This is a genomic window from Sphingobium rhizovicinum (assembly GCF_042647625.1).
Taxonomy (GTDB): Bacteria; Pseudomonadota; Alphaproteobacteria; order Sphingomonadales; family Sphingomonadaceae; genus Sphingobium; species Sphingobium rhizovicinum.
In genome coordinates this window covers 480326-500269 of record NZ_JBHRVU010000004.1, presented here as the reverse complement: position 1 = coordinate 500269, position 19944 = coordinate 480326, and the positions used below count along the sequence as shown (strand labels likewise).

The window sequence follows — 19944 nt, the reverse complement described above, 5'->3', positions numbered from 1 at the left end:
CTCCCTTGAAAGGGAGGGGAGAAGATAGGGCAGATTCTGACCGTCAGCCCCACCAACCCAAACTCCCTCCCCTCAACACCGTTTGCGCGTCACCGCCGCTCCGTCGTTCGTCACGATCAGCCTGTCCCCCGTCCGCCGCATCTCCACGGTGCGCTGCCAGCTCTGGCCTTCGCCGGTGAAGCTGGCGTCCACGGCGACCCGGCCGTCCGCCCCTTCGCGCACCGCCTTCACCGTGCCGACGCTCTCGTGGAAGATCAACTGGTCGGGCGCGACCGTCAGCTCCAGCGCGGCGGCGCGGTCGCCACAGCGTTCCGCCTCGCCAGCCCAGCGTCCCTGAAAGGCGACCGGGATCAAGCCGTCGGGCGCAGCGGGCGGCGGCGGCCCATCGACGCCGGCCGCCGGCTCGAGTGGGGCCATGGCGTTGGCGGGCGCATCGGCCGGCCGCGTTTGCGGCAGCGCCTGATCCACGATGTTGGTGACGACGCCGGGCTGCTGCGCGGCGTCATTCTGCTGCCGGTCGCAGGCGGCGGCGAGCAGGAGCAAAGGGAGCGGCAGAAACCTGATCATCTCGAAGAAACCCGGCCGCCCCCTCCCGGTTCCCCCGCATGACTCACGCCCGGCGGCATGATAGCGTGCGGCGTCAAATTCGAAGGAGAGTCTGCATCATGCCGGTGCTGGGAATGGGCGGCCTGTTTTTCCGATCGCACGATCCGCAGGCGCTGGCCGCATGGTATCGCACGCATCTCAATGTCGGCGGCGGCTGCGTGGCCGATCCAAAGGCGGAAGCGAATGAATGGGTGTGGCAGACGCTGGGCGGCCCGATGGTCTTCGCCCCGTTCAAGGCGGACAGCGATTATTTCGCCGCCGACAAACAGCATATGATCAATTTCCGCGTGTCCGACCTCGACGGGCTGCTGGCGCACTTGCGCGCGGCGGACATTGCGATCATCACCAAGCCCGAATGGGACGACCCGGTGGTCGGCCGTTTTGCCCGCATTCACGATCCAGAGGGCAATGCGATCGAACTTTGGGAACAGCCTGCCCCAAAAGAATGACCTAAGGAGCCTGTCCATGAAGCGCCTGTCCCTTTTCCTCGCCGCCGCTGCCGCCATGTTGACGCCGGGCGCCGCCATGGCCGCGCTCGCCGTCGGCGCAAAGGCGCCCGATTTCACCACCCGCGGCGCGATCGCGGGCAAGACCTTCACCGTCACCCTGTCGCACCAGTTGAAGCGCGGGCCGGTGGTGCTCTATTTCTTCCCCAAGGCGTTCACGCCGGGCTGCTCGGCCGAAGCGCGCGAATTTGCCGAGAATATCGACAAGTTCAAGGCGGCGGGCGCGACGGTGATCGGCATGTCGGCCGATCCGGTCGATGATCTGGTCGCTTTTTCCACCAAGGAATGCGCGGGCAAATTCGCCGTGGCTTCGGCCGGGCCGGGCATCGTGTCGGGCTATGACGTCGCGCTCAAGATGCGGCCGGGCATGACCGACCGCACATCCTATGTCATCGCGCCGTCGGGCCGCATCGCATTCGTCCACAGCGAAATGAGCTATGCCGGCCATGTGAAGAGCACGCTGGCCGCGGTCGAGGCGATGAAGACGAAATAAGGCTGTCGATCCGTCGGGAAGCGGCGCACACCACTTCCCGACGGACGAATTTCACCCCTTCACATATTTACCGAACCAGCCCAGCGTCGCATCCCACGCCGCCTTGGCCGCCGCCTCATTATAGCTGGGGCGATAATCCGCCATGAAGCCATGGTCCGCGCCTTCATGCACGATGATCATGTCGGGCGGTGATTTTCCCGCCGCAGCCAGCGCGGCCTGCATCATATGCACATCGGCGACCGGGATGCCCTTGTCCAGCGCGCCATAGTGGCCCAGCACCGGCGCTTTCAGCCTATCCACCTGCTCGATGGCGCTGAGCGGTTGCAATTCGGTCTTGTCCGTCACCAGCCGGCCGTAAAAGGCAACCCCGGCGTCCAGATCGGCGCTGTGCGCGGCATAGAGCCACACCATCCGCCCGCCCCAGCAAAAGCCGGTGATGCCGCGCCGCGTCGCATCGCCGCCATGCTTCCCCGCCCAGGCATAGGTCGTATCGATGTCGGCCAGCACCTGCGCATCGGGCGCTTTCGACACGATCGTCCCGACCAGTTGCTTGAAATCCGCCACCTTGGTCGCATCGCCATGGCGCGCGAACAGATCGGGCGCGATGGCGTAATAGCCGGCCTTGGCAAAGCGGCGGCACATGTCGCGAATCCATTCATGCACGCCGAAAATCTCATGCACCACCACGATCACCGGCGCGGGCTTGCCGCCGGCGGGGCGCGCGACGAAGGCGGGCATGGCGAAACCGTCGTTCGCGGCGATCGACACAGTGTCTTCCGTCAGTCCGTCGCCCGGCGTCTGCACCGCGCTGCTGGCGACTGGGCGACAGGCGGCGGCGAATCCGGCGGCAAAGGCCCCGCCGGCCAGCACATGGCGGCGCTGCAATCCCGTCATGCCGATCCAGTTGCGATCCTCCGGCAGGCGCGCGGGCGCTTCCCGATCCTTCTCGTCCTGGCGCTCACTGGTCATCGGTGCTTCTCCTGCCATTTGCCGTCGACGCAGCCTAAAGAATCAGCCCGGAAACGAAAGACCCGACTATGGGATAGCCAACGCCATTCCCGCCTTCACCCGGTCCAGCGCCAGAAAGCTGTGATAGCTGGCGACAAAGTCATTTTCGGCAAAGAGCCGCCGGGTGATCGCTTCATAGGCGTGCATGTCCGGCGCGACGATCAGCAGGACGAAGCTGAGGCCGCCCGTCACATAATAGCATTGCTGCACATCGCGGTCGGCGCGAAACAGCGCCTTCGCGCGGTCGACCGTCGCCGCCTTCTCATCGGTCAGGTTGACCTGAACGATCGATGTGATGCCCAGCCCGACCGCATCGGGATCAACGATGGCGGCATTGGCGGCGATCACGCCATCCTTCTCCATCGCCGCGATGCGCCGCTGCACGGCGGCGGTCGACAGGTTCACCGCTTCGGCAATAGCGCGTTGCGGCATGCGATTATCCTGCTGGATGATTCGCAGGATCGCCCGATCGAACGGGTCGATCGCACGGCGGGATGCAGAAAAATCGGCCATGACCGAGTAATTGTTGCATTCGACCAGCCAATCAAGAGCGCTTTTCCCATGACGATGATGATATTTATCGCACCAGGGTCAATGGGGCGATGATGGTGGCGGCATGAGCAGGGTATCGAACGGCAATATCGTGGCGGGCATCGCCTGCGGCATGGGCGCGGGGGCGCTATGGGGACTGGTGTTTCTGGCGCCGGAAGTGATGCGCGGCTTCAGCCCGCTGCAACAGGCGGTCGGCCGCTACCTCGCCTATGGCCTCCTGTCCGCGCTGCTGATCGCGCCGCGCTGGCGCAGCCTAGCCGCGCGGATGACGCCGCGCCTGCTATGGGCGCTGGCCTGGCTCGCGCTGGCGGGCAACCTTTTTTATTATGTGCTGCTGGCCAGCGCCGTACAGATGGGCGGCATCGCCATGACGTCGCTGGTGGTCGGCTTCCTGCCCGTCGCAGTGACGATCATCGGCAGTCGTGAAGCCGGCGCGTTGCCGCTGCGACAGCTTGCCCCGTCGCTGCTGCTATGCGTGGCGGGCGCGCTGTGCATCGGCTGGCAGGCGGTGGTGATGCCCGGCCCGGGTCCGGTCGCGACGCGGCTGATCGGCTTTCTGTGCGCGGTCGGCGCGCTCGCCTCCTGGACCGCCTTCGCCATCGGCAATAATCACTGGCTGCGCCGCATGGGCGACATGCCGGCGCAGGACTGGAACCTGCTGATCGGACTGGCGACGGGCGCGCAGGCGTTATTGTTCCTGCCGGTCGTGCTGGTGGTCGGCCTTGGCGATCATGACGCTGCCGCATGGGGCCGGTTCGCAGCCGTCTCCTTCGCTGTCGCACTGCTCGCCTCGATCGTGGGCAACATGCTCTGGAACCGGATGAGCCGGCTGCTGCCGCTGACCATGGTGGGACAGATGATCCTGTTCGAAACCGGCTTCGCCCTGCTCTATGGCTTCGCATGGGAGCAAAGGTTGCCGACCCTGCTGGAAGGGGCCGCCTTCGCCCTCGTTATCCTGAGCGTCGTCACCTGCATCGCCGCGCACCGGCGACCAGTGCCGGCCGACGCCGCCATTGCGGCCTGATTGCGTCCTTTCCCCTTTGCCCGAATCGCGATAGGGCGATTTTCATGACCAACATGTTTCTTGTGATGGGCGGCGGCGCGATCGGCGCGGCGCTGCGCTATCAACTGGGCCGCCTCGTCGCCCCGATCACCCCCGGCACCACCTGGCCCTGGGGCACCTTCGCCGCCAATCTGATCGGCGGTTTCGCCATGGGGCTGCTCGCCGGCTGGCTCGCGCGCGGCAGCGCCGCTTCCGGGGAGCCGATCCGCCTGTTGCTGGGCGTGGGCGTTTTGGGCGGCTTCACCACCTTTTCCGCCTTCAGCCTGGAAACCATGCTGATGATCGAGCGCGGCCAGATCGCGCTTGCGTTGGCCTATGCGCTGGCCTCGGTGATCGGCGCGGTCGGCGCACTGGCGCTGGGCCTCAATCTGATGCGGAGTGCCGTGGCATGAAGGGCCGTCCTCCAGCAAAAGGCGGCGCAGGTTCGCGCGGTGGCAAGCCTTCGGGCGGCCGCCCATCCGATCGCAAGACGTCTGATCGCAAGCCCGCCGGTCGCGGCAAGCCATCCGGCCCGCGCAAAAGCGAAGGCGACAAGCCTTTCCGTCCTAAAGCGCCCGCCGCCGCCAAATCGGCGGCTGCCAAACCCGCCGCGCCCAAGCCCACCCCGGCCAAGGCGAACCCCGCCAAGGGCGTTTCGCTCGACGTCCGCCAGTTCCGGGTGAAGGCGGACGATGACGGCATCCGTCTCGACCGCTGGTTCCAGCGCCATCTGCCCGATGTCGGCTTCAACCTGGTGTCGCGCTGGTCGCGCACCGGCCAGCTGCGCGTCGATGGCGCGCGCGCCGCGCCGGGCGACCGCATCGTCGAAGGCCAGATGATCCGCGTGCCCCCCGCTGAAGCCAAGCCCGAAGCGGCGGAAAAGCCCAGGCGCGTGCGCGTCATCGACCTGACGCCCGACGAGATCGCCTATGCGCAGGAAATGGTGATCCATCGCGACGATCAGGCGATCGTCATCAACAAGCCCCCCGGCCTCGCCACGCAGGGCGGCACCAAGACCGACGAGCATGTCGACAAGCTGCTCGACGGCCTGTTGTTCGACGCAGAATCGCGCCCCAAGCTGGTCCACCGGCTCGACAAGGATACGTCCGGCGCGCTGCTGCTGGCCCGCTCCAGCCGCTCCGCCGCCCATTTCGCCAAGGCTTTTTCCAGCCGCACGGCGCGCAAAATCTATTGGGCGCTGGTGATGGGCGTGCCCAGCATCGAAGACGGCATGGTCGAATTGCCGCTCGCCAAGCAGCCGGGCACCGGCGGCGAGAAAATGCATGTCGATCAGGAGGAAGGGCTGCCCGCCCGGTCGCGCTACCGCGTGATCGAACGCGCCGGCAACCGCGCCGCCTGGGTCGAACTGCAACCCTATACCGGCCGCACCCACCAGTTGCGCGTGCATATGGCGGCGATCGGCCATCCGATCGTGGGCGACGGCAAATATGGCGGCAAGGAAGCCTTCCTGTCCGGCACCATCAGCCGCAAGATGCATCTGCACGCCCGCCGCATCCGCGTCGACCATCCCGATGGCGGCCGGGTCGATGTGATGGCGGATCTGCCGACCCATTTCGCCAACAGCCTGCATGAACTGGGTTTCGACCTGAGCCTGGGCGATATGCCGCTGGACGACGAGATCGACCGGACGCCGACGCGCGAGGATGAAAAGCGGTTCGCGCGCCAGCACGCCAAGCAGGTCCGCAAGGATCGCAAGGGCGAACGCCGGTCGCGGGGCGGCCCGAAGAAGGGATGACGCCGGGCGCGCCCTATCGCTGGAGTGACGAGGCGGCGATCCGGGCCTTTGTGGCGCAGACGGGCTTCGGCCTGCTCTGCGTCGCCGCGCCGGACAGGGTGCATGTCGTCCATCTGCCGCTGGTCTGGCTGGATGACAGGCGGATCGGGCTGCACATCCATCGCGCCAATCCGATCGCCCGGCATCTGGACGGGCAACAGGCGCTGATCGTCGTCACCGGTCCCCATGGCTATGTCAGCCCGGACTGGTACGGCATGCCCGACAAGGTGCCGACCTGGAACTATCTGTCCGCCGAACTGCGCGGGCCGATGAGCCGGCTGGACGATGCCGCGACCGTGGCCCAGATCGACGCGCTCAGCCATGATCAGGAAGCCCGCCTGTCCCCCAAGCCGGTGTGGACCCGCGACAAGATGGCGCCCGGCAGTTTCGACCGGCTGCTGGGCGGGCTGATCGGCTTTTCCATGCAGGTGGAAACCATGCAGGGCACGGCCAAGCTGGGGCAGGACAAGCCCGAAGCCGCCCGCATCGGCGTGGCGGATGCGCTGGCGGCCGGCGGCAATAGCGATCTCGCCGCCCTTATGCGCGCCACGCCGGGAGCTAAGCCATGAGCAACCGCCTGATCGTCTTCGATTGCGACGGCACGCTGGTCGACAGCCAGCACAGCATCTGCACCGCCATGGTCCGCACCTTCGAGGAAGCAAAGCTGCCCCCGCCCGATCGCCTGGCGATCCTGTCGGCGGTCGGCCTGTCGCTGCCGGTCGCGATGGCCCGGCTGCTGCCACAGGCGGATCGCGACTATCACGACCATCTGGCCGACCGCTACAAGCTGGCTTTTCAGGCGATGCGCCGCGAACAGGGCGTGCAGGAGCCGCTTTATCCCGGCATGGCGGAACTGGTGATGGAACTGGACGCGGCCGGATGGCTGCTGGGCGTGGCGACCGGCAAGTCGGACCGGGGCCTCAACCTCTGCCTCACCCATCATGGCATCATCGACCGCTTCGTGACGCTCCAGACCGCCGACCGCCATCCGTCCAAGCCGCACCCGTCCATGCTGCTGACCGCCATGGCCGAAGCGGGCGCCGCGCCCGACACCACGATCATGATCGGCGACACGAGTTTCGACATAGACATGGCGCTGGCGGCCGGCGTGCGCGCGATCGGCGTGGGCTGGGGCTATCATCTGCCGGACGAACTGGTCGCGGCCGGCGCGCATGCCGTGGCGATGGACAGCGGGCAATTGCGCGGCCATATCGGCGCGCCATGACCGACCTTCCACCTCCCCCGCCGACCGACCCGGACAAGGTCGCACGCCAGCGCCATTTCGCCATCGGCCTGTTCCGCCTGTCGGGCGCCTTCATTGTCATGTTCGGCTTCCTCGCCATCATGCAGCGGTTCGACTGGGTGCAGGGCAACCGGGCCAAGGCGTTCGGCGCGATCATGGTCGTCACCGGCCTGTTCCAGTTCGTCATCGTCCCGCGCCTGCTGCTGGCGCTGTTTCGCCAGAGGCCGCCGCAATGAAGCGTTTCTACACGGATGTGACGATCGTGAACGCCGATGGCGGCTTCGCGATCCAGTTGGACGGCCGGCCGGTGCGCACCCCGGCCCGCGCGCTGCTGGCGCTGCCGACACGGGCGCTGGCGGATGCGGTCGCCCAAGAGTGGCGGGCGCAGGGCGAGACGGTCGAACCCGCCTCCATGCCGATGACCGGCCTTGCCAATGCCGCGATCGACCATGTGTCCGCCAATAAGGCGGATTTCGCCGCCGGCGTCGCCCGCTATGCGCAAAGCGACCTGCTCTGCTATCGCGCCGATGGTCCCGACACGCTGGTCGCGCGGCAGGCGGCGGCGTGGGATCCGCTGCTCGACTGGGCGCGCACCCGCTATGACGTCGCCTTCGCCGTGACGCAGGGGATCATTCCGGTGCCCCAGCCCGATGAGACGCTGGCCCGGCTGGAGGCCGCCGTCCTTGCGATCGATCCCTTCACCCTGACCGGCCTGTCGACTTTGGTGACATTGAGCGGGTCGCTGGTCTGCGGTCTGGCGCTGGTCGAAGGCGGGCAGGATCGCGACAGGATCTGGCAGGCGGCAGAAATCGACGAAGCCTGGCAGATCGAACAATGGGGCGAAGATGCCGAAGCCACCGCCCGCAGCGCCGCGCGCACGGCCGATTTCGCCACCGCCGCCACATTCTGCGCGCTCGCCCGCGTTTGAGGCGCTGGAACCCGCGCGCCCTTTCGGTCATTCTGTCGGGCGATGATGCGGGCGATACGCCCCGCCCGACTTTCACGCCATGAGGAGACACAGAGCTTGGCGCAGATGCTGACCCGGTCCGTGCTGACCGCCCTTTTCGCTTTTGCGACCCCTGTTCTGGCCCAGCTCCCGCCAGCACCCCCGCCCGAAGCGCCACCCGAGGAAGCCGCACCGGTCGAAGAAGCGGCTCCGGTCGCGCGCGAACTGACCTCGGCCGAAATCGCCGCCTTCAATCAGGCCGTGACCGATTTCACCGCTGGCCAGACCGCCCAGCAACAGGGCGACAATCAGGGCGCGGTGGAGAAATATGACGCCGCGCTGCCCGCCATCCGCGTCGCGGTGGAGGCCGATCCGGCCAAGATCGACAATGTGAACTTCCTCGCCAACGCGCTCTATGCCGACGCCGCCGCCTATGGCGCATTGGGACAGAGGGACAGGCTGATCCCGCTTTATGAGGAATCGCTGCCCCACTGGCGCAAGCTGGTGGAGGCCAAGCCTGAGGATGCGACCAGCCGCACCATCTTGGCCGGCATATTGGTGCAAGTGGGCAACCAGAAGCTGGGCGACGCCGATGTCGCGGGCGCCGACCCCTATTATACCGAAGCCCTGCCGCTGGCGCGCAAGGGCGTGGAGGAAAAGCCGGGCGATCCGGCCGCGCGCAACCTGCTGCTGTCGGTGCTGATCGGCGCCTGCCAGACATCGATGGTGGAAGGGATGCGCGACGAAGCGATCAACCTGGGCAAGGAAATGATCGCCGACGGCAGCATCGACGCCGCCAACCGCCCCTCGATCGACGCCCTGACCGGCGCGGCGGGGTAAGGGCTGCGCAGATTGTGCGCCGTCAGCGATCTTTCCTCCTCCCCTCCCTGAAAGGGAGGGGTTGGGGGTGGGTTCCGCCGAGGCACTCGGCGGTCTTATCCAAGATCACGGACAGTACGCCGTCGCGATTTTCGAACACATCACCATTCCAGAAACGCAGCACAGTCCATCCCGCATCCGCCAAAAAAGCTGTTCGATGTTCGTCATAGGTCAACGCATTCTGATGTTGCGCGCCATCAAACTCCAAGGCCAATTTGGCGGTCCGACACGCGATGTCCAATATATAAGGTCCGACAACCAGTTGCCGGGTATAGCGCGGCCGATAGCGCGATAGCTGCCGCCAAACCATCCGTTCCGCTTCTGTCTGCCCGTTGCGCAAGGCGCGCGCGTTAGCTGTCATATGTTCCGGGATACGGCGCATTGCCGCAGGATAACAAGGCGCGCTTCGCGCGCCTACCCACCCCCGCCCCCTCCCTGACAGGGAGGGGAGAAATAGACAATTTTCAGCCCGCCTACCGCCCATTATCCGCGATGATGTCGACGCTGGTCTTGCCGCCCGGCGCATCGGTGAACAGGATGAAATAGGCGCTGCCGTCCGCGCCGCGCGTGCCGCCCAGCACATGGTCGCCGCCCAATATGCGATGTTCGCCGTCATAGCCCGCCCGGCGCGCGATCGTGTAATAATAGTCCATCACCCCCTGACGCGGAACCGGCGTCACGAAGCTGGCCGCGCGCAACGTGCAGCCATCGGCCTGCGTCCCCGCCGCTTCGGTCAGTTGCGCGCCGGGATAGAGGGCGAAGGGTTCGGGCAGGCGCTGCGCCCATTCCATGCCGTAATTCAGCTTCTTGGCGCAATTGCCATTGCCGCCGCGCCGGGTCGCCTGTTCGCGTGCGACCGCGCCCAGCGTCGCCGCCGACGCCATCGCCTCCCCCTCGCTCGCCGCCGGTGCGGGCAACAGCTTGCCCCCGGCCAGCTTCACCGCCTGCGCCTGCGCCGCGCCGGCATCGCCCGTTAACGCCGGCAGCGCGCCATTGGCGGGCTTGTCGGCCGGGCGCACGGCGTTGCGGTTGGACTGGCCCACCAGTTGCGGATCGACCACGATCGGGTCGGCCAGCGCGCCTTTCAGCGCCGGATCGGCGACATTGTTGGTCAGTTGCGCGTCGAGCGCGGCGAGACTGGCGTCCTTCTCGCCCTTGCCGCAGGCGGCGAGGGCCAGCACCAGCGACAGCATGCCGACGGACCGGACAGACGCCATGATATACTCCTTTGCCACGCGGCGATGGACGCGACGCGTTGATATTCGATTAGGGACAGGCCCGAACTGGCCGATTTTCCAGTAAAAAGCCAGTTTCACCGGACTGGCATCATCGGCATGTCTTGCTCTGGCACAGGTTGCAGGCCATGTGTTGACGATGCTCAACATCCTGTCCGGCTTCATCGGCCTTGTCGCCCTTATCCTGATGATCCCTGCGGCGCTGCCGTTTCTGGGCGGTCTCAACTGGCTGTTCGTGCCGATCGCCCTGTTCGGCGCGTTCATCGGCCTGATGTCGTCGAAGAAGGGCGGACAGAATTTCTGCCTGATCGTCGCGGCCTTCGGCGCGCTGCGCCTGTTTCTGGGCGGAGGCATTTTCTGACCGACGCCCATGCAGAAACGCGGCGCGGCCTGATGGCGGCGGTGGGTGCCTATGGGCTGTGGGGGCTGTTGCCGCTGTTCTTCCGCCTGCTCCACCATGTCGATCCGGTGGAGATCGTGACCCAGCGCGTGCTCTGGTCGCTGCTGCTGATCCTGGCTTTGCTGGCGCTGCGCAATGGCCTGCCGCCCTTTCTCGCCGCGCTGCGCAATGCCCGGCTGGTCCTGCCGCTCGCCGGATCGGCGCTGATGATCGGCATCAACTGGCTGACCTATGTCTGGGCGGTCAATGACGGCCATGTCGTCGCCGCCAGCCTGGGCTATTTCCTCAACCCGCTGGTCAATGTGATGCTGGGCGTGCTGGTGCTCAAGGAAAGGCTGCGCCGGCCGCAGATGCTGGCGATCGGCGTTGCGTCGATCGGCGTCGCTATCCTCGCCGCATCGGCGCTGACGACATTGTGGATCAGCCTGGCGCTGGCTTTCAGCTTCGCCTTCTATGCGCTGCTGCGCAAGCTGACGCCGGTCGCGCCCATGACTGGTCTTGGGGTCGAGACATTGCTGCTCACCCCGCTCGCCATCGCCTATCTGGTCTGGGAACTGCGCCATGGCGGCGTTGGCTTCGGGCAGGACGCGCCGACCACCGCGCTGCTGATCGTGTCCGGCGCGGTGACGACGGTGCCGCTGGTGCTGTTCGCCATCGCGGCCCAGCGCCTGCCGATGGCGACGCTGGGGCTGCTGCAATATCTGGCCCCCACGCTCCAGTTTCTGTGCGGCATCTGGCTGTTCGGCGAGCGGCTGAGCGTCGGCCAGATGGCCAGTTTCGGTCTGATCTGGCTTGGCCTCATCCTCTTCGCCACCGATGGCATCGCCACCGCCCGTCGCAACCGCATGGCCGCGGCCTGACCATGATATGCGCGAACGGCTTGGCTAAGTCGTTTCGCCATCCTACCTACAGCGCATGACCGTCACCACCCTGCGCGATCGCGCCATTCTCCGCATATCGGGCGAGGAAGCCCGTCCCTTCCTTCAGGGCCTGCTGACCCGCGATGTGGTGAAGCTGACGGACGCGCATCCGCGCTGGACCGGGCTGCTGACGCCGCAGGGCAAGGCATTGTTCGACTTCATCTTGTGGGGAGACGGCGACGATGTGCTGATCGATTGCGAAGCGGCGCAGGCCGACGCGTTGGCCAAGCGCCTGACCCTCTACCGCCTGCGCCGCAAGGTGAAGATCGCGCGCGAAGACGCGCTGACGGTCCACTGGTCGCCCGCCGCCGCCGATCAGCCGCTGGACCCGCGCCTGCCCGCGCTCGGCCATCGGTGGCTTGCACCCGCAACCGATGGCGACGCCTCCGCCGCCTTCCGCGCCCATCGCCTGTCGCTCGGCGTGTTCGAGGGCGTCGAAGAACTGGGACAGGACCAGACTTTATGGCTGGAAAGCAATGCCGAAGAACTGAACGGCGTCGATTATGACAAGGGCTGCTATGTCGGGCAGGAAAACACCGCCCGCATGCATTATCGCAACAAGGTGAACCGCCGCCTCGTCGCCGTGCCGCTGGATCAGGCCGATGACAAGCGCCAGCGCGCCGCCCTGCCCGATGTCAACCTGTCGATCGAATTGCGCCGGGTCGAAACGCTCGATCCCGCCGCCCTGCCGGTCTGGCTCGCCGCCGCGATCGCCGATCAGGCTGCGCAATGAAGCGCCTGCTGCTCGCGCTCGCCAGCGCCTTCCTGCTCGCCGCGCCGGCCAGCGCCGACACGCCTTGGACCCTGGTCAAAAGCTACCCGCATGACCCCGCCGCCTTTACCGAAGGCCTCTTCTACCATGACGGCGCCCTCTATGAGAGCACCGGGCTGGAAGGCCAGTCGGAGATTCGCAAGGTCGCCCTGAAGACCGGCAAGGTGCTGCAACGCCGCATCGTCGATCGCCCCTATTTCGGCGAAGGCATCGTCAACTGGCAGGACCGGCTCATCAGCCTGACCTGGCGACATCGGCGCGGCTTCGTCTGGTCGCTGGGCGATTTCAGGCCCCTGTCCGACTTCCGCTATGATGGCGAAGGCTGGGGGCTGACCCAAGACGGCAAGAGCCTGATCATGAGCGACGGCACGGCGCAGTTGCGCTTCCTGGATCCCGACAGCCTCGCCGAACAGCGCCGCATCACCGTCAGCTGGAATGGCCGGCCGGTCGATCGGCTGAACGAACTGGAATATGTGCGGGGCGAGATATGGGCGAACATCTGGTATGACACGAAGATCGCCCGGATCGATCCCGCTACCGGCGCGGTGATCGACTGGATCGACGTCGCCCCGCTACTCAAAGCGGCCAAGGTGCGCGACAGCGAAGCTGTGGCCAACGGCATCGCCTATGACGCGCGCACCGGCCATGTCTTCATCACCGGCAAGAACTGGCCCCGCCTGTTCGAAATCCGGGTCGGGAAATAACGGGTCTATTCGAAAAATGCGCAAGCGAGCGCATTTTCCAGACAGGCCCCTAAAGTTCCAGCCCGATCAGCGTGCCGCTGCCGATCCGGTCGACATAGCGCTTGCCGTCAATCTCCAGCCAGTCGGGCGTGATTTCCAGCCGGCGTCCGTTGATGGTGGTGCGCAGATGCTCCACCGCGATCCGGTTGCGCGCCACGATCCGCAGCACGCACAATCCGTCGCCGCGCGACGCCATCATCGAATAGCGGTCGCCGCGCAGCAGAAAATGCCAACTGCCATCGGTCGGCTTCCATTCATTGCCGTCGATCACCTGCATCGGCGTGCCGTCCGGCGCGCCCAGCCGCACGCTGATCCGCGTCGCGCCATTGGTGCGGCGCGGCGGCGCAAAGATCAGGATCGGCTCGCCCTCCAGCGTGATCGGGATCGGCGTGTCGCGCAGCAACCGTGATCCGCCGACAATCAGTTGCGGCAACTCCGCTGAAAAGGGCAGCCGATCGCGGGCGAAGTGGCGCTGGCGCACCACCGGATTGGCATGGAAGCTGTGGACCTGGGTCGCGGTCAGCCGCCCCTCCTCCACCAGTCCATGACAGGTCGGACACAATAAAGTAGCGCCCGGCCCGTCGGGCAGGCCCAGATACCGATAGATAGTGACGCCGCAACGCACACAGGCAAAGCCGCACGCATGACGAATATCCGCACGCTGCTCTGCCGTCAGATCCGACAAAGACGGCATCACTCGCAAACCAACCATAGCGACACCCCTGTGATCGCCGCCCACCCCTTTGTGGACGATCGTTCCTGACATGGCGTCCTCTTGCGATCGGTTGCTCGGCTGGCCCCCTTTTGGTTACGCTATCGTTTAAATAAATCAGCCCAAGTCAAGGGGCTGCGGGAATATAGTCTATCTTTGGGGCAACAGGTCGACATTACGCGCGGCGGCGATCGCCCGGATTCGATCGGGCCGGGGCATATTCTTGATGGCGATTTCCGCCATATCGCCAGCGCTAAACAGTTCGACATGGCCCACGCCGAACATGCGCTGCCCCAGGCTCTGGGTGATCCGCACCGACCGGATGGAGGTCAACGCAATCTCGGTTCTCTGTTTGGAGAGCAATCCCCGCTCCAGCAGCACGTCTCGCTCCGACAGCGCCAGCCGCTCGCCCTTGTGCAATACCCACCAGATGCCGATCGCAATTATGCCGACCACCGACACCAGCAGCAACAGGAACAACAGAGGGTGCGCGCGGAACATCGCGGGATGCTCGTCATATAACCAGACTTCGCTCATGCCGCCTCCTTCCCGGTCTTTGACCATGCCGCCCGACGCAGGTCAAGGCGGGCGCACAAGCACGCCTGACAGGACGCGCCTCCATCTTCTCGCTGTCCTACAGACATCGACCCGCCATAGCATCCGGGCATGACCCAAGACCTTGCCCCGCCCGACAGCACCTCCACTTCGTCCGATGACGGGGCGGAGGACTGCGCCAACCATCTCCAATTCCGCACTGTCCCGCGACGCTATCGCCATACTGGCTGGACGCCGGAACGACAGCAGGGATTCATTGCGGCGCTTGCCGACATGGGTTCGGTCAAGGCGGCCGCGCGCAGCGTCGGCATGACGCCCGAAAGCGCCTATCAGCTGCGCCGCGCCCCCGGCGCGGAGGAATTTGCCGCCGCCTGGCTGACAGCGCTCGACCATGGCGTGCGCCGGCTGGAGGACATCGCCATCGAACGCGCCATTCATGGCGTGGAGCAGCCCGTCTATAGCTATGGCAAGCTGGTTGGCACACGCCGCGTCTATAATGACCGCCTGCTGATGTTCCTGCTGCGCAACCGCGCGCCGACCCGCTTCACCCCCAACGGCGCCCGCTCGCGCACATTGCAGGATGAACTGGCGGAAATCCCCAATCGTCCCGACAGCCCTGAGGCGATCCGGCAGTCGGACGAAATGATGCGGATCATCCGTCGCGAACGGCAGGCCAGAGGAGAATAGGGGAAAATTTCTTCGCGTCTCCACCAATCCTTAGGAATTTCATGGTTAGATTTTGTTCACCATGACCGCCCAGAAACAGCTAACCCCGCGCGCCACGCGATTTTCCTCCACCCACATTTGCGAAATTGCGGGGCCGACGATGGCGCCGGTTCGCGGCCGGATCGCCAATATCTCGGCGTCCGGCATGCTGGTGGAGCAGAGCTGTCCCATTTCCATTGGCGATGTCATCCATGTCGCCATCCCCGGCAATGGCGATGTGCCGGGCACCATCGTGCGTCGCAAGGATGGCAATATCGCGATCAAATTCTTCGCGAAGATCGACATAGCAGCCTTTTGTCAGGCGACGAAGATCGCCGCCTGATCGCGCGGCGCGCTAGAGCGTAATCCGTTCATACTGAATCGGATCACGCTCTATTTTTCTTTTGTTTTCCGCATTTTCCGAGCCAGCAGATGATGCCATCTGCTTCGAAAATGCTCAGCCCATCCGCTTGCGCATCGCCGCCAGCACGTCGCCCGCCAGCCGCGCATAGTCGGCGCAATCGCGCTGCATCGCCGCTTCGGCGCCTTCGCCGCGCAACTGCCCGAAACATTGCCGGTTCTGCGCCGCGCGCATCTGGCGCAGCCGGGCGCGACTCTCAGGCGCCAGCCCCAGTTGCGGCGCCGTCCGCCGCCACGCTTCGGCCGCGCTGAAGATGCGCCGTCCAGGGTGAATGCCCGGATCATGCCCCGCCGCAGCGCCACGCCGGTCGACCCGGCCCGCCTCCACGATCAGGTCGGTCAGGAACAGGTCCAGTTCGCGCAAGCCATTGCCGATCAGCTTCGCTGGCATGGCCCCGCGCCGCCGCCCGGCGGCATCGGGGCAATCGCACAGCGACATGCCATTGGCCAGGAAAGCGGCGGCCCGCTCGATCCGTGCGACCTGCCCCGCAATCGGTGCGCAGCGGCCGCTCACCCGATCAGCTTTCGTCGCCCATGCGCAGGGCGGCGATGAAGGCTTCCTGCGGAATCTGGACACTGCCATATTCGCGCATCCGCTTCTTGCCTTCCTTCTGCTTGTCCAGCAGCTTCTTCTTGCGGCTGATGTCGCCGCCATAGCATTTGGCGGTGACGTCCTTGCGCATCGCCGCGATCGTCTCGCGCGCGATCACCTTGCCGCCGATCGCCGCCTGAATCGGGATCTTGAACAGATGGCGGGGGATCAGATCCTTCAGCCGCTCGCACATATGGCGGCCCCGCGCTTCAGCGGCGGAGCGGTGGACGATCATGCTCAGCGCATCGACCGGCTCATTGTTGACCAGGATGCTCATCTTGACCAGATCGCCTTCCTGGCTGCCGGTCTGATGATAGTCGAAGCTGGCATAGCCGCGGCTGATCGACTTCAGCCGATCATAAAAATCGAACACTACTTCGTTGAGCGGCAGGTCATATGTCACCTGCGCGCGCCCGCCAACATAGGTCAGGTTCTTCTGCACGCCGCGCCGGTCCTGGCACAGCTTCAGGATGGAGCCGAGATATTCGTCGGGGCAATAGATCACCGCCTCGATCCACGGCTCCTCGATCTTCTCGATATGGTTGGGATCGGGCATGTCGGCCGGATTGTGCAGATGCAGGATGCGGCCATCCTTCATATGCATGTCATAGACGACCGACGGCGCGGTGGTGATCAGGTCCAGATCATATTCGCGGGTCAGCCGCTCCTGGATGATCTCCAGATGCAGCAGGCCCAGAAAGCCGCAGCGGAAGCCGAAGCCCAGCGCCGCAGAGGTTTCCATCTCGAAGCTGAAGGATGCATCGTTCAGGCGCAGTTTGCTGATCGAATCGCGCAGCTTCTCGAAATCATTGGCGTCGACCGGGAACAGGCCGCAAAACACCACCGGCTGCACTTCCTTGAAGCCCGGCAGCGGCTTGGCCGCGCCATTCTTGACGGTGGTGATGGTGTCGCCGACGCGGGTTTGGGCGATTTCCTTGATCTGCGCGGTGATGAAGCCGATTTCGCCAGCGGCCAGTTCGGGCAGCGCCTCGATCTTGGGCCGCATGCAACCGACACGATCGATCAGATGTTCGGTGCCGCCGATCATGAACTTGATCGCCTGCCCCTTCCTGATGACGCCATTGATCACGCGGACGAGGATGACGACGCCCAGATAGGGGTCATACCAGCTGTCGACCAGCATCGCCTCCAGCGGCGCATTGCGGTCCCCCTTGGGCGGCGGAATCTTGGTGACGATGGCTTCGAGAATATCGTCGATGCCGATGCCCGACTTGGCGCTGGCCAGCACCGCTTCCGATGCGTCAAGGCCGATCACATCCTCGATTTCCTTGCGCACCTTCTCCGGCTCGGCGGCGGGCAGGTCGATCTTGTTCAGCACCGGCACGATCTCATGATCATGTTCGATCGACTGATAGACGTTCGCCAGCGTCTGCGCTTCCACGCCCTGTGCGGCGTCCACGACCAGCAACGCGCCCTCGCACGCGGCCAGACTGCGCGACACTTCATAGGCGAAGTCGACATGGCCCGGCGTATCCATCAGGTTCAGCTCATAGGTCTCGCCATTTTTGGCGGTATAATCGAGCCGCACCGTCTGCGCCTTGATGGTGATCCCGCGCTCCTTCTCGATATCCATATTATCAAGGACTTGCGCGCTCATCTCACGGTCGGTCAGGCCGCCGGTGCGCTGGATCAGCCGGTCGGCCAGCGTCGACTTGCCATGGTCGATATGCGCGATGATGGAGAAGTTACGGATATGGGACAGGTCGGTCATGCGCGCCCGATAGCAGCGATTTCAGGCGCTGTCAGCAAGTCACCGCACGCCATGTAGGCAAGCCCCGGACGCTATGCTATGCCATCGCGTCCTTTGTGGGTCGCATCATAAACAAAATGCTTTCATCTCAACCACATCAGAGGAATTCGGGCATGTTGAAGATGGTTCCCGCGCTCGCCGCGTCGGTGGCGCTGATCGCAACGCCGCTGGCTGCAAGCGCGCAAACGAACATGAGTTCGTCGGGCCAGACGTACAAGGATGGCACCACCAAGGGCGCCTCCTCGGGCCGCCGCTCGCAGGAGCGCGCAACACAGCAAATTCCGCACTGCACCCGCCGCATCGGCACCGTCGCGATTGTCGAACCGGACAATCAATGGTGGCGCGAACTCAATCTGGGTAGCCCCGAAGCGATCCTGAAGGTCTTCATCCAGCAGTCGGGCTGTTTCGGCATCGTCAATCGCGGGCGTTCGATGCAGAGCCGCGCGATGGAACGCGCCATGGCCGATTCGGGCGAATTGCAGGCCGGATCGAACCTGGGCAAGGGCCAGGTCAAGACGGCGGACTATTATCTGGAGCCGGACATCGTGTCGTCCAACCGCAATTCGGGCGGCGGCGGCATTGGCGGCGCGCTGGGCGGCCTGATGGGCGGCACCTTCGGCGCGATCGCCGGCGGCCTGAACATCAAGAAAAAGGAAGCCAATGTCACCCTGTCGGTCGTCAACGCCCGCACGACCGAGGAAGAGGCGCTGACCGAAGGCTATGCCCGCAAGACCGACATCGGTTTTGGCGGCGGCGGCGGCGCAGGCTGGTGGGGCGGCTTTGCTGCGGCCGGCGGCAGCAGCTACCAGAATACCGAAATCGGTCAGGTCATCGTGCTCGCCTATCTGGACGCCTATACCAAGCTGGTGACGCAATTGGGCGGCCTGCCCGACAATGCCGCTGCTGCCGCGCCCGTCGCGCAGTAAGTCGGTCCATTCAGCAGAGTGAGGGGCGCGGCCAGCGATGGCGGCGCCCCTTTTCGTTCAGCTCTGGCTAGGCGCGGGTTCGACCGGCAGCTTTCCGCCCTCGCGTCGCCTTTTCCACCACGCCAGAATCGCTTCTCCCGCCGGGCGCTCCACAAGTCGGTTGATCGCCGTGCCGAGCAGCAGCGCCACCAGAAAGGCTGCGGCAAAGCCGATCCAGGGGCTGAAACCGGCATGGGCGAATTTCAACATCACGACAAAGCCGACATGCTGGTGGATCAGATAGAAGCTGTAACTGATCCCGCCCAGCCAGATGAGCGGCCGGATAGCCAGAAAGCGCAAATGGCCGTGGATCAGCGCGGCGAAGGCCAACACCAGCACGCAGCCGACGATCGTGACGTCCCATGTCTCGATCGTGGCGATCGACGCCAGCGCCAGCGCCGCATAGGGCGCCTGCTGCCGCAGGCTGCGCTGCCCGCGCCACACGCGATAGGCCAGCATGCCGATCATGAAGAAAGGCGTGTAGCGCAGCACCAGCAGCATGATGATCCGTTCGGGCATGTCGGGCCAGAACCAGTAGAGCCACCGCACCAGCAGCCACGCCGCCAGAACTGGTTCCAGTCGCCGCACGCCGCCGAACTTCCAGATCGCGATCATGCAGAAATAAAAGGCGATCTCCACCGTCAGCGTCCAATAGGCGCCATCCACCTCCGGCAGGAAGGCAAAGCCCTGCAACATGGTGAAATTGGCCAATATGGCCACCGGCCCGATCAGCAACTGGGTCGCGTGCGCCAGATATTCGATCGACAGGGTCAGCAACATCGCGACCAGATAGGCGGGATAGAGCCGGGCGAATCGATTGACGACGAAGTCAGCCACGGTGCGGATGCGATCCAGTGTGAAGAAGATCGCGAAGCCCGAAATGGTGAAGAACAGCAGCACGCGATAATTGCCGCCAGGAAAACTGAACGGCACATGCGCCGCCTGCGGAAACAGTTCATGGAAGCGCGTCGAATAATGGAAAATCAGTACGCACAGCGCACCGATGCCGCGCAGGGCGTCCAGTTCCGTCAGGCGGCCACGATCGAGCGGCGTTCCAGTCATGCCGCCTCATAGCAACAACACA

27 protein-coding genes are annotated in these 19944 nt (G+C 65.1%); 17 read left to right on the top strand and 10 right to left on the bottom strand.

Annotation, left to right across the window (positions count from 1 at the left end):
- Positions 1-72 precede the first annotated feature (72 nt).
- A complete protein-coding gene (locus ACFOKF_RS03850) occupies positions 73-567 on the bottom strand; it encodes a hypothetical protein (protein WP_380793298.1) in 495 nt (164 codons plus the stop codon).
- A 98-nt stretch (positions 568-665) separates the two neighbouring features.
- Between ACFOKF_RS03850 and ACFOKF_RS03845 the strand changes: the two genes are divergently transcribed.
- Positions 666-1055 (top strand): VOC family protein, encoded by a 390-nt coding sequence (locus ACFOKF_RS03845; RefSeq protein ID WP_380793296.1) that lies wholly within the window; start codon positions 666-668, stop codon positions 1053-1055.
- A 16-nt stretch (positions 1056-1071) separates the two neighbouring features.
- On the top strand, positions 1072-1605 hold the full coding sequence (locus ACFOKF_RS03840) for a peroxiredoxin (protein WP_380793294.1): 534 nt from the start codon (positions 1072-1074) through the stop codon (positions 1603-1605).
- A gap of 51 nt (positions 1606-1656) precedes the next feature.
- On the opposite strand, the gene ACFOKF_RS03835 is transcribed toward ACFOKF_RS03840, so the two are convergent.
- On the bottom strand, positions 1657-2574 hold the full coding sequence (locus tag ACFOKF_RS03835; protein WP_380793292.1) for a dienelactone hydrolase family protein: 918 nt from the start codon (positions 2572-2574) through the stop codon (positions 1657-1659).
- 66 nt (positions 2575-2640) lie between these two features.
- Complete coding sequence (locus ACFOKF_RS03830) at positions 2641-3126, bottom strand: Lrp/AsnC family transcriptional regulator (protein ID WP_380793290.1); 486 nt, start codon at positions 3124-3126, stop codon at positions 2641-2643.
- Between the two features lie 103 nt (positions 3127-3229).
- Here ACFOKF_RS03830 and ACFOKF_RS03825 point away from each other — a divergent pair, with 103 nt between their 5' ends.
- From ACFOKF_RS03825 to ACFOKF_RS03790, 8 genes are all read left to right on the top strand, one after another.
- Complete coding sequence (locus tag ACFOKF_RS03825; protein WP_380793288.1) at positions 3230-4189, top strand: DMT family transporter; 960 nt, start codon at positions 3230-3232, stop codon at positions 4187-4189.
- Positions 4190-4233: 44 nt separating this feature from the next.
- On the top strand, positions 4234-4620 hold the full coding sequence (gene crcB / locus ACFOKF_RS03820) for a fluoride efflux transporter CrcB (RefSeq protein ID WP_380793286.1): 387 nt from the start codon (positions 4234-4236) through the stop codon (positions 4618-4620).
- Positions 4617-5963 (top strand): RluA family pseudouridine synthase, encoded by a 1347-nt coding sequence (locus tag ACFOKF_RS03815; protein ID WP_380793284.1) that lies wholly within the window; start codon positions 4617-4619, stop codon positions 5961-5963. The genes crcB and ACFOKF_RS03815 overlap by 4 nt, the downstream gene beginning before the upstream one ends.
- Positions 5960-6571, top strand: a complete 612-nt coding sequence (locus ACFOKF_RS03810; protein WP_380793282.1) for an FMN-binding negative transcriptional regulator — start codon at positions 5960-5962, stop codon at positions 6569-6571. The genes ACFOKF_RS03815 and ACFOKF_RS03810 overlap by 4 nt, the downstream gene beginning before the upstream one ends.
- Positions 6568-7227, top strand: coding sequence for an HAD-IA family hydrolase (locus ACFOKF_RS03805; RefSeq protein ID WP_380793280.1), 660 nt, complete (start codon positions 6568-6570; stop codon positions 7225-7227). Before ACFOKF_RS03810 ends, ACFOKF_RS03805 begins: the two co-directional genes overlap by 4 nt.
- On the top strand, positions 7224-7481 hold the full coding sequence (locus ACFOKF_RS03800; protein WP_298398867.1) for a hypothetical protein: 258 nt from the start codon (positions 7224-7226) through the stop codon (positions 7479-7481). Before ACFOKF_RS03805 ends, ACFOKF_RS03800 begins: the two co-directional genes overlap by 4 nt.
- Positions 7478-8173 (top strand): ATP12 family chaperone protein, encoded by a 696-nt coding sequence (locus tag ACFOKF_RS03795; protein ID WP_380793278.1) that lies wholly within the window; start codon positions 7478-7480, stop codon positions 8171-8173. Before ACFOKF_RS03800 ends, ACFOKF_RS03795 begins: the two co-directional genes overlap by 4 nt.
- Positions 8174-8278: 105 nt before the next feature.
- Positions 8279-9031: a hypothetical protein gene (locus ACFOKF_RS03790; RefSeq protein ID WP_380797636.1), complete on the top strand. Its 753-nt coding sequence runs from the start codon at positions 8279-8281 to the stop codon at positions 9029-9031.
- Between the two features lie 22 nt (positions 9032-9053).
- On the opposite strand, the gene ACFOKF_RS03785 is transcribed toward ACFOKF_RS03790, so the two are convergent.
- Together ACFOKF_RS03785 and ACFOKF_RS03780 are read right to left on the bottom strand one after the other, a co-directional pair.
- Positions 9054-9452, bottom strand: a complete 399-nt coding sequence (locus ACFOKF_RS03785; protein ID WP_380793276.1) for an endonuclease domain-containing protein — start codon at positions 9450-9452, stop codon at positions 9054-9056.
- 91 nt (positions 9453-9543) lie between these two features.
- Positions 9544-10287 (bottom strand): hypothetical protein, encoded by a 744-nt coding sequence (locus tag ACFOKF_RS03780; protein WP_380793274.1) that lies wholly within the window; start codon positions 10285-10287, stop codon positions 9544-9546.
- Positions 10288-10444: 157 nt separating this feature from the next.
- On the opposite strand from ACFOKF_RS03780, the gene ACFOKF_RS03775 reads away from it, so the two are divergent.
- From ACFOKF_RS03775 to ACFOKF_RS03760, 4 genes are read left to right on the top strand one after another with little or no spacing between them, the layout of a single operon-like run.
- Positions 10445-10666 carry a hypothetical protein gene (locus ACFOKF_RS03775; protein ID WP_380797635.1) on the top strand — a complete coding sequence of 74 codons (222 nt, stop codon included), beginning with the start codon at positions 10445-10447 and terminating at the stop codon, positions 10664-10666.
- Between the two features lie 32 nt (positions 10667-10698).
- On the top strand, positions 10699-11565 hold the full coding sequence (gene rarD, locus ACFOKF_RS03770; protein WP_380793272.1) for an EamA family transporter RarD: 867 nt from the start codon (positions 10699-10701) through the stop codon (positions 11563-11565).
- Between the two features lie 55 nt (positions 11566-11620).
- On the top strand, positions 11621-12358 hold the full coding sequence (gene ygfZ, locus ACFOKF_RS03765; RefSeq protein ID WP_380793270.1) for a CAF17-like 4Fe-4S cluster assembly/insertion protein YgfZ: 738 nt from the start codon (positions 11621-11623) through the stop codon (positions 12356-12358).
- Positions 12355-13101, top strand: a complete 747-nt coding sequence (locus ACFOKF_RS03760) for a glutaminyl-peptide cyclotransferase (RefSeq protein WP_380793268.1) — start codon at positions 12355-12357, stop codon at positions 13099-13101. The genes ygfZ and ACFOKF_RS03760 overlap by 4 nt, the downstream gene beginning before the upstream one ends.
- Before the next feature lie 49 nt (positions 13102-13150).
- Here ACFOKF_RS03760 and ACFOKF_RS03755 read toward each other — a convergent pair whose 3' ends face one another.
- Both ACFOKF_RS03755 and ACFOKF_RS03750 read right to left on the bottom strand, forming a co-directional pair.
- On the bottom strand, positions 13151-13834 hold the full coding sequence (locus tag ACFOKF_RS03755) for a hypothetical protein (protein ID WP_380797634.1): 684 nt from the start codon (positions 13832-13834) through the stop codon (positions 13151-13153).
- A gap of 168 nt (positions 13835-14002) precedes the next feature.
- Entirely contained in the window at positions 14003-14389 is a 387-nt protein-coding gene (locus ACFOKF_RS03750; RefSeq protein ID WP_380793266.1) for a PH domain-containing protein, read from the bottom strand.
- Positions 14390-14518: 129 nt separating this feature from the next.
- Between ACFOKF_RS03750 and ACFOKF_RS03745 the strand changes: the two genes are divergently transcribed.
- Both ACFOKF_RS03745 and ACFOKF_RS03740 read left to right on the top strand, forming a co-directional pair.
- Positions 14519-15094 (top strand): hypothetical protein, encoded by a 576-nt coding sequence (locus tag ACFOKF_RS03745; protein WP_380793264.1) that lies wholly within the window; start codon positions 14519-14521, stop codon positions 15092-15094.
- A 61-nt stretch (positions 15095-15155) separates the two neighbouring features.
- The gene (locus ACFOKF_RS03740; RefSeq protein ID WP_380793262.1) at positions 15156-15455 is read left to right on the top strand and encodes a PilZ domain-containing protein; all 300 of its coding nucleotides are present in this window, start codon (positions 15156-15158) and stop codon (positions 15453-15455) included.
- Positions 15456-15569: 114 nt separating this feature from the next.
- Here the strand turns inward: ACFOKF_RS03740 and ACFOKF_RS03735 are convergent, their stop codons facing one another.
- Both ACFOKF_RS03735 and lepA read right to left on the bottom strand, forming a co-directional pair.
- On the bottom strand, positions 15570-16046 hold the full coding sequence (locus ACFOKF_RS03735) for a hypothetical protein (protein WP_380793260.1): 477 nt from the start codon (positions 16044-16046) through the stop codon (positions 15570-15572).
- A 4-nt stretch (positions 16047-16050) separates the two neighbouring features.
- A complete protein-coding gene (gene lepA / locus ACFOKF_RS03730; RefSeq protein WP_380793258.1) occupies positions 16051-17856 on the bottom strand; it encodes a translation elongation factor 4 in 1806 nt (601 codons plus the stop codon).
- 152 nt (positions 17857-18008) lie between these two features.
- On the opposite strand from lepA, the gene ACFOKF_RS03725 reads away from it, so the two are divergent.
- Positions 18009-18821 carry a CsgG/HfaB family protein gene (locus tag ACFOKF_RS03725; protein WP_380793256.1) on the top strand — a complete coding sequence of 271 codons (813 nt, stop codon included), beginning with the start codon at positions 18009-18011 and terminating at the stop codon, positions 18819-18821.
- 57 nt (positions 18822-18878) lie between these two features.
- Here the strand turns inward: ACFOKF_RS03725 and ACFOKF_RS03720 are convergent, their stop codons facing one another.
- Positions 18879-19922, bottom strand: coding sequence for an acyltransferase family protein (locus ACFOKF_RS03720; RefSeq protein ID WP_380793254.1), 1044 nt, complete (start codon positions 19920-19922; stop codon positions 18879-18881).
- Positions 19923-19944 lie beyond the last annotated feature (22 nt).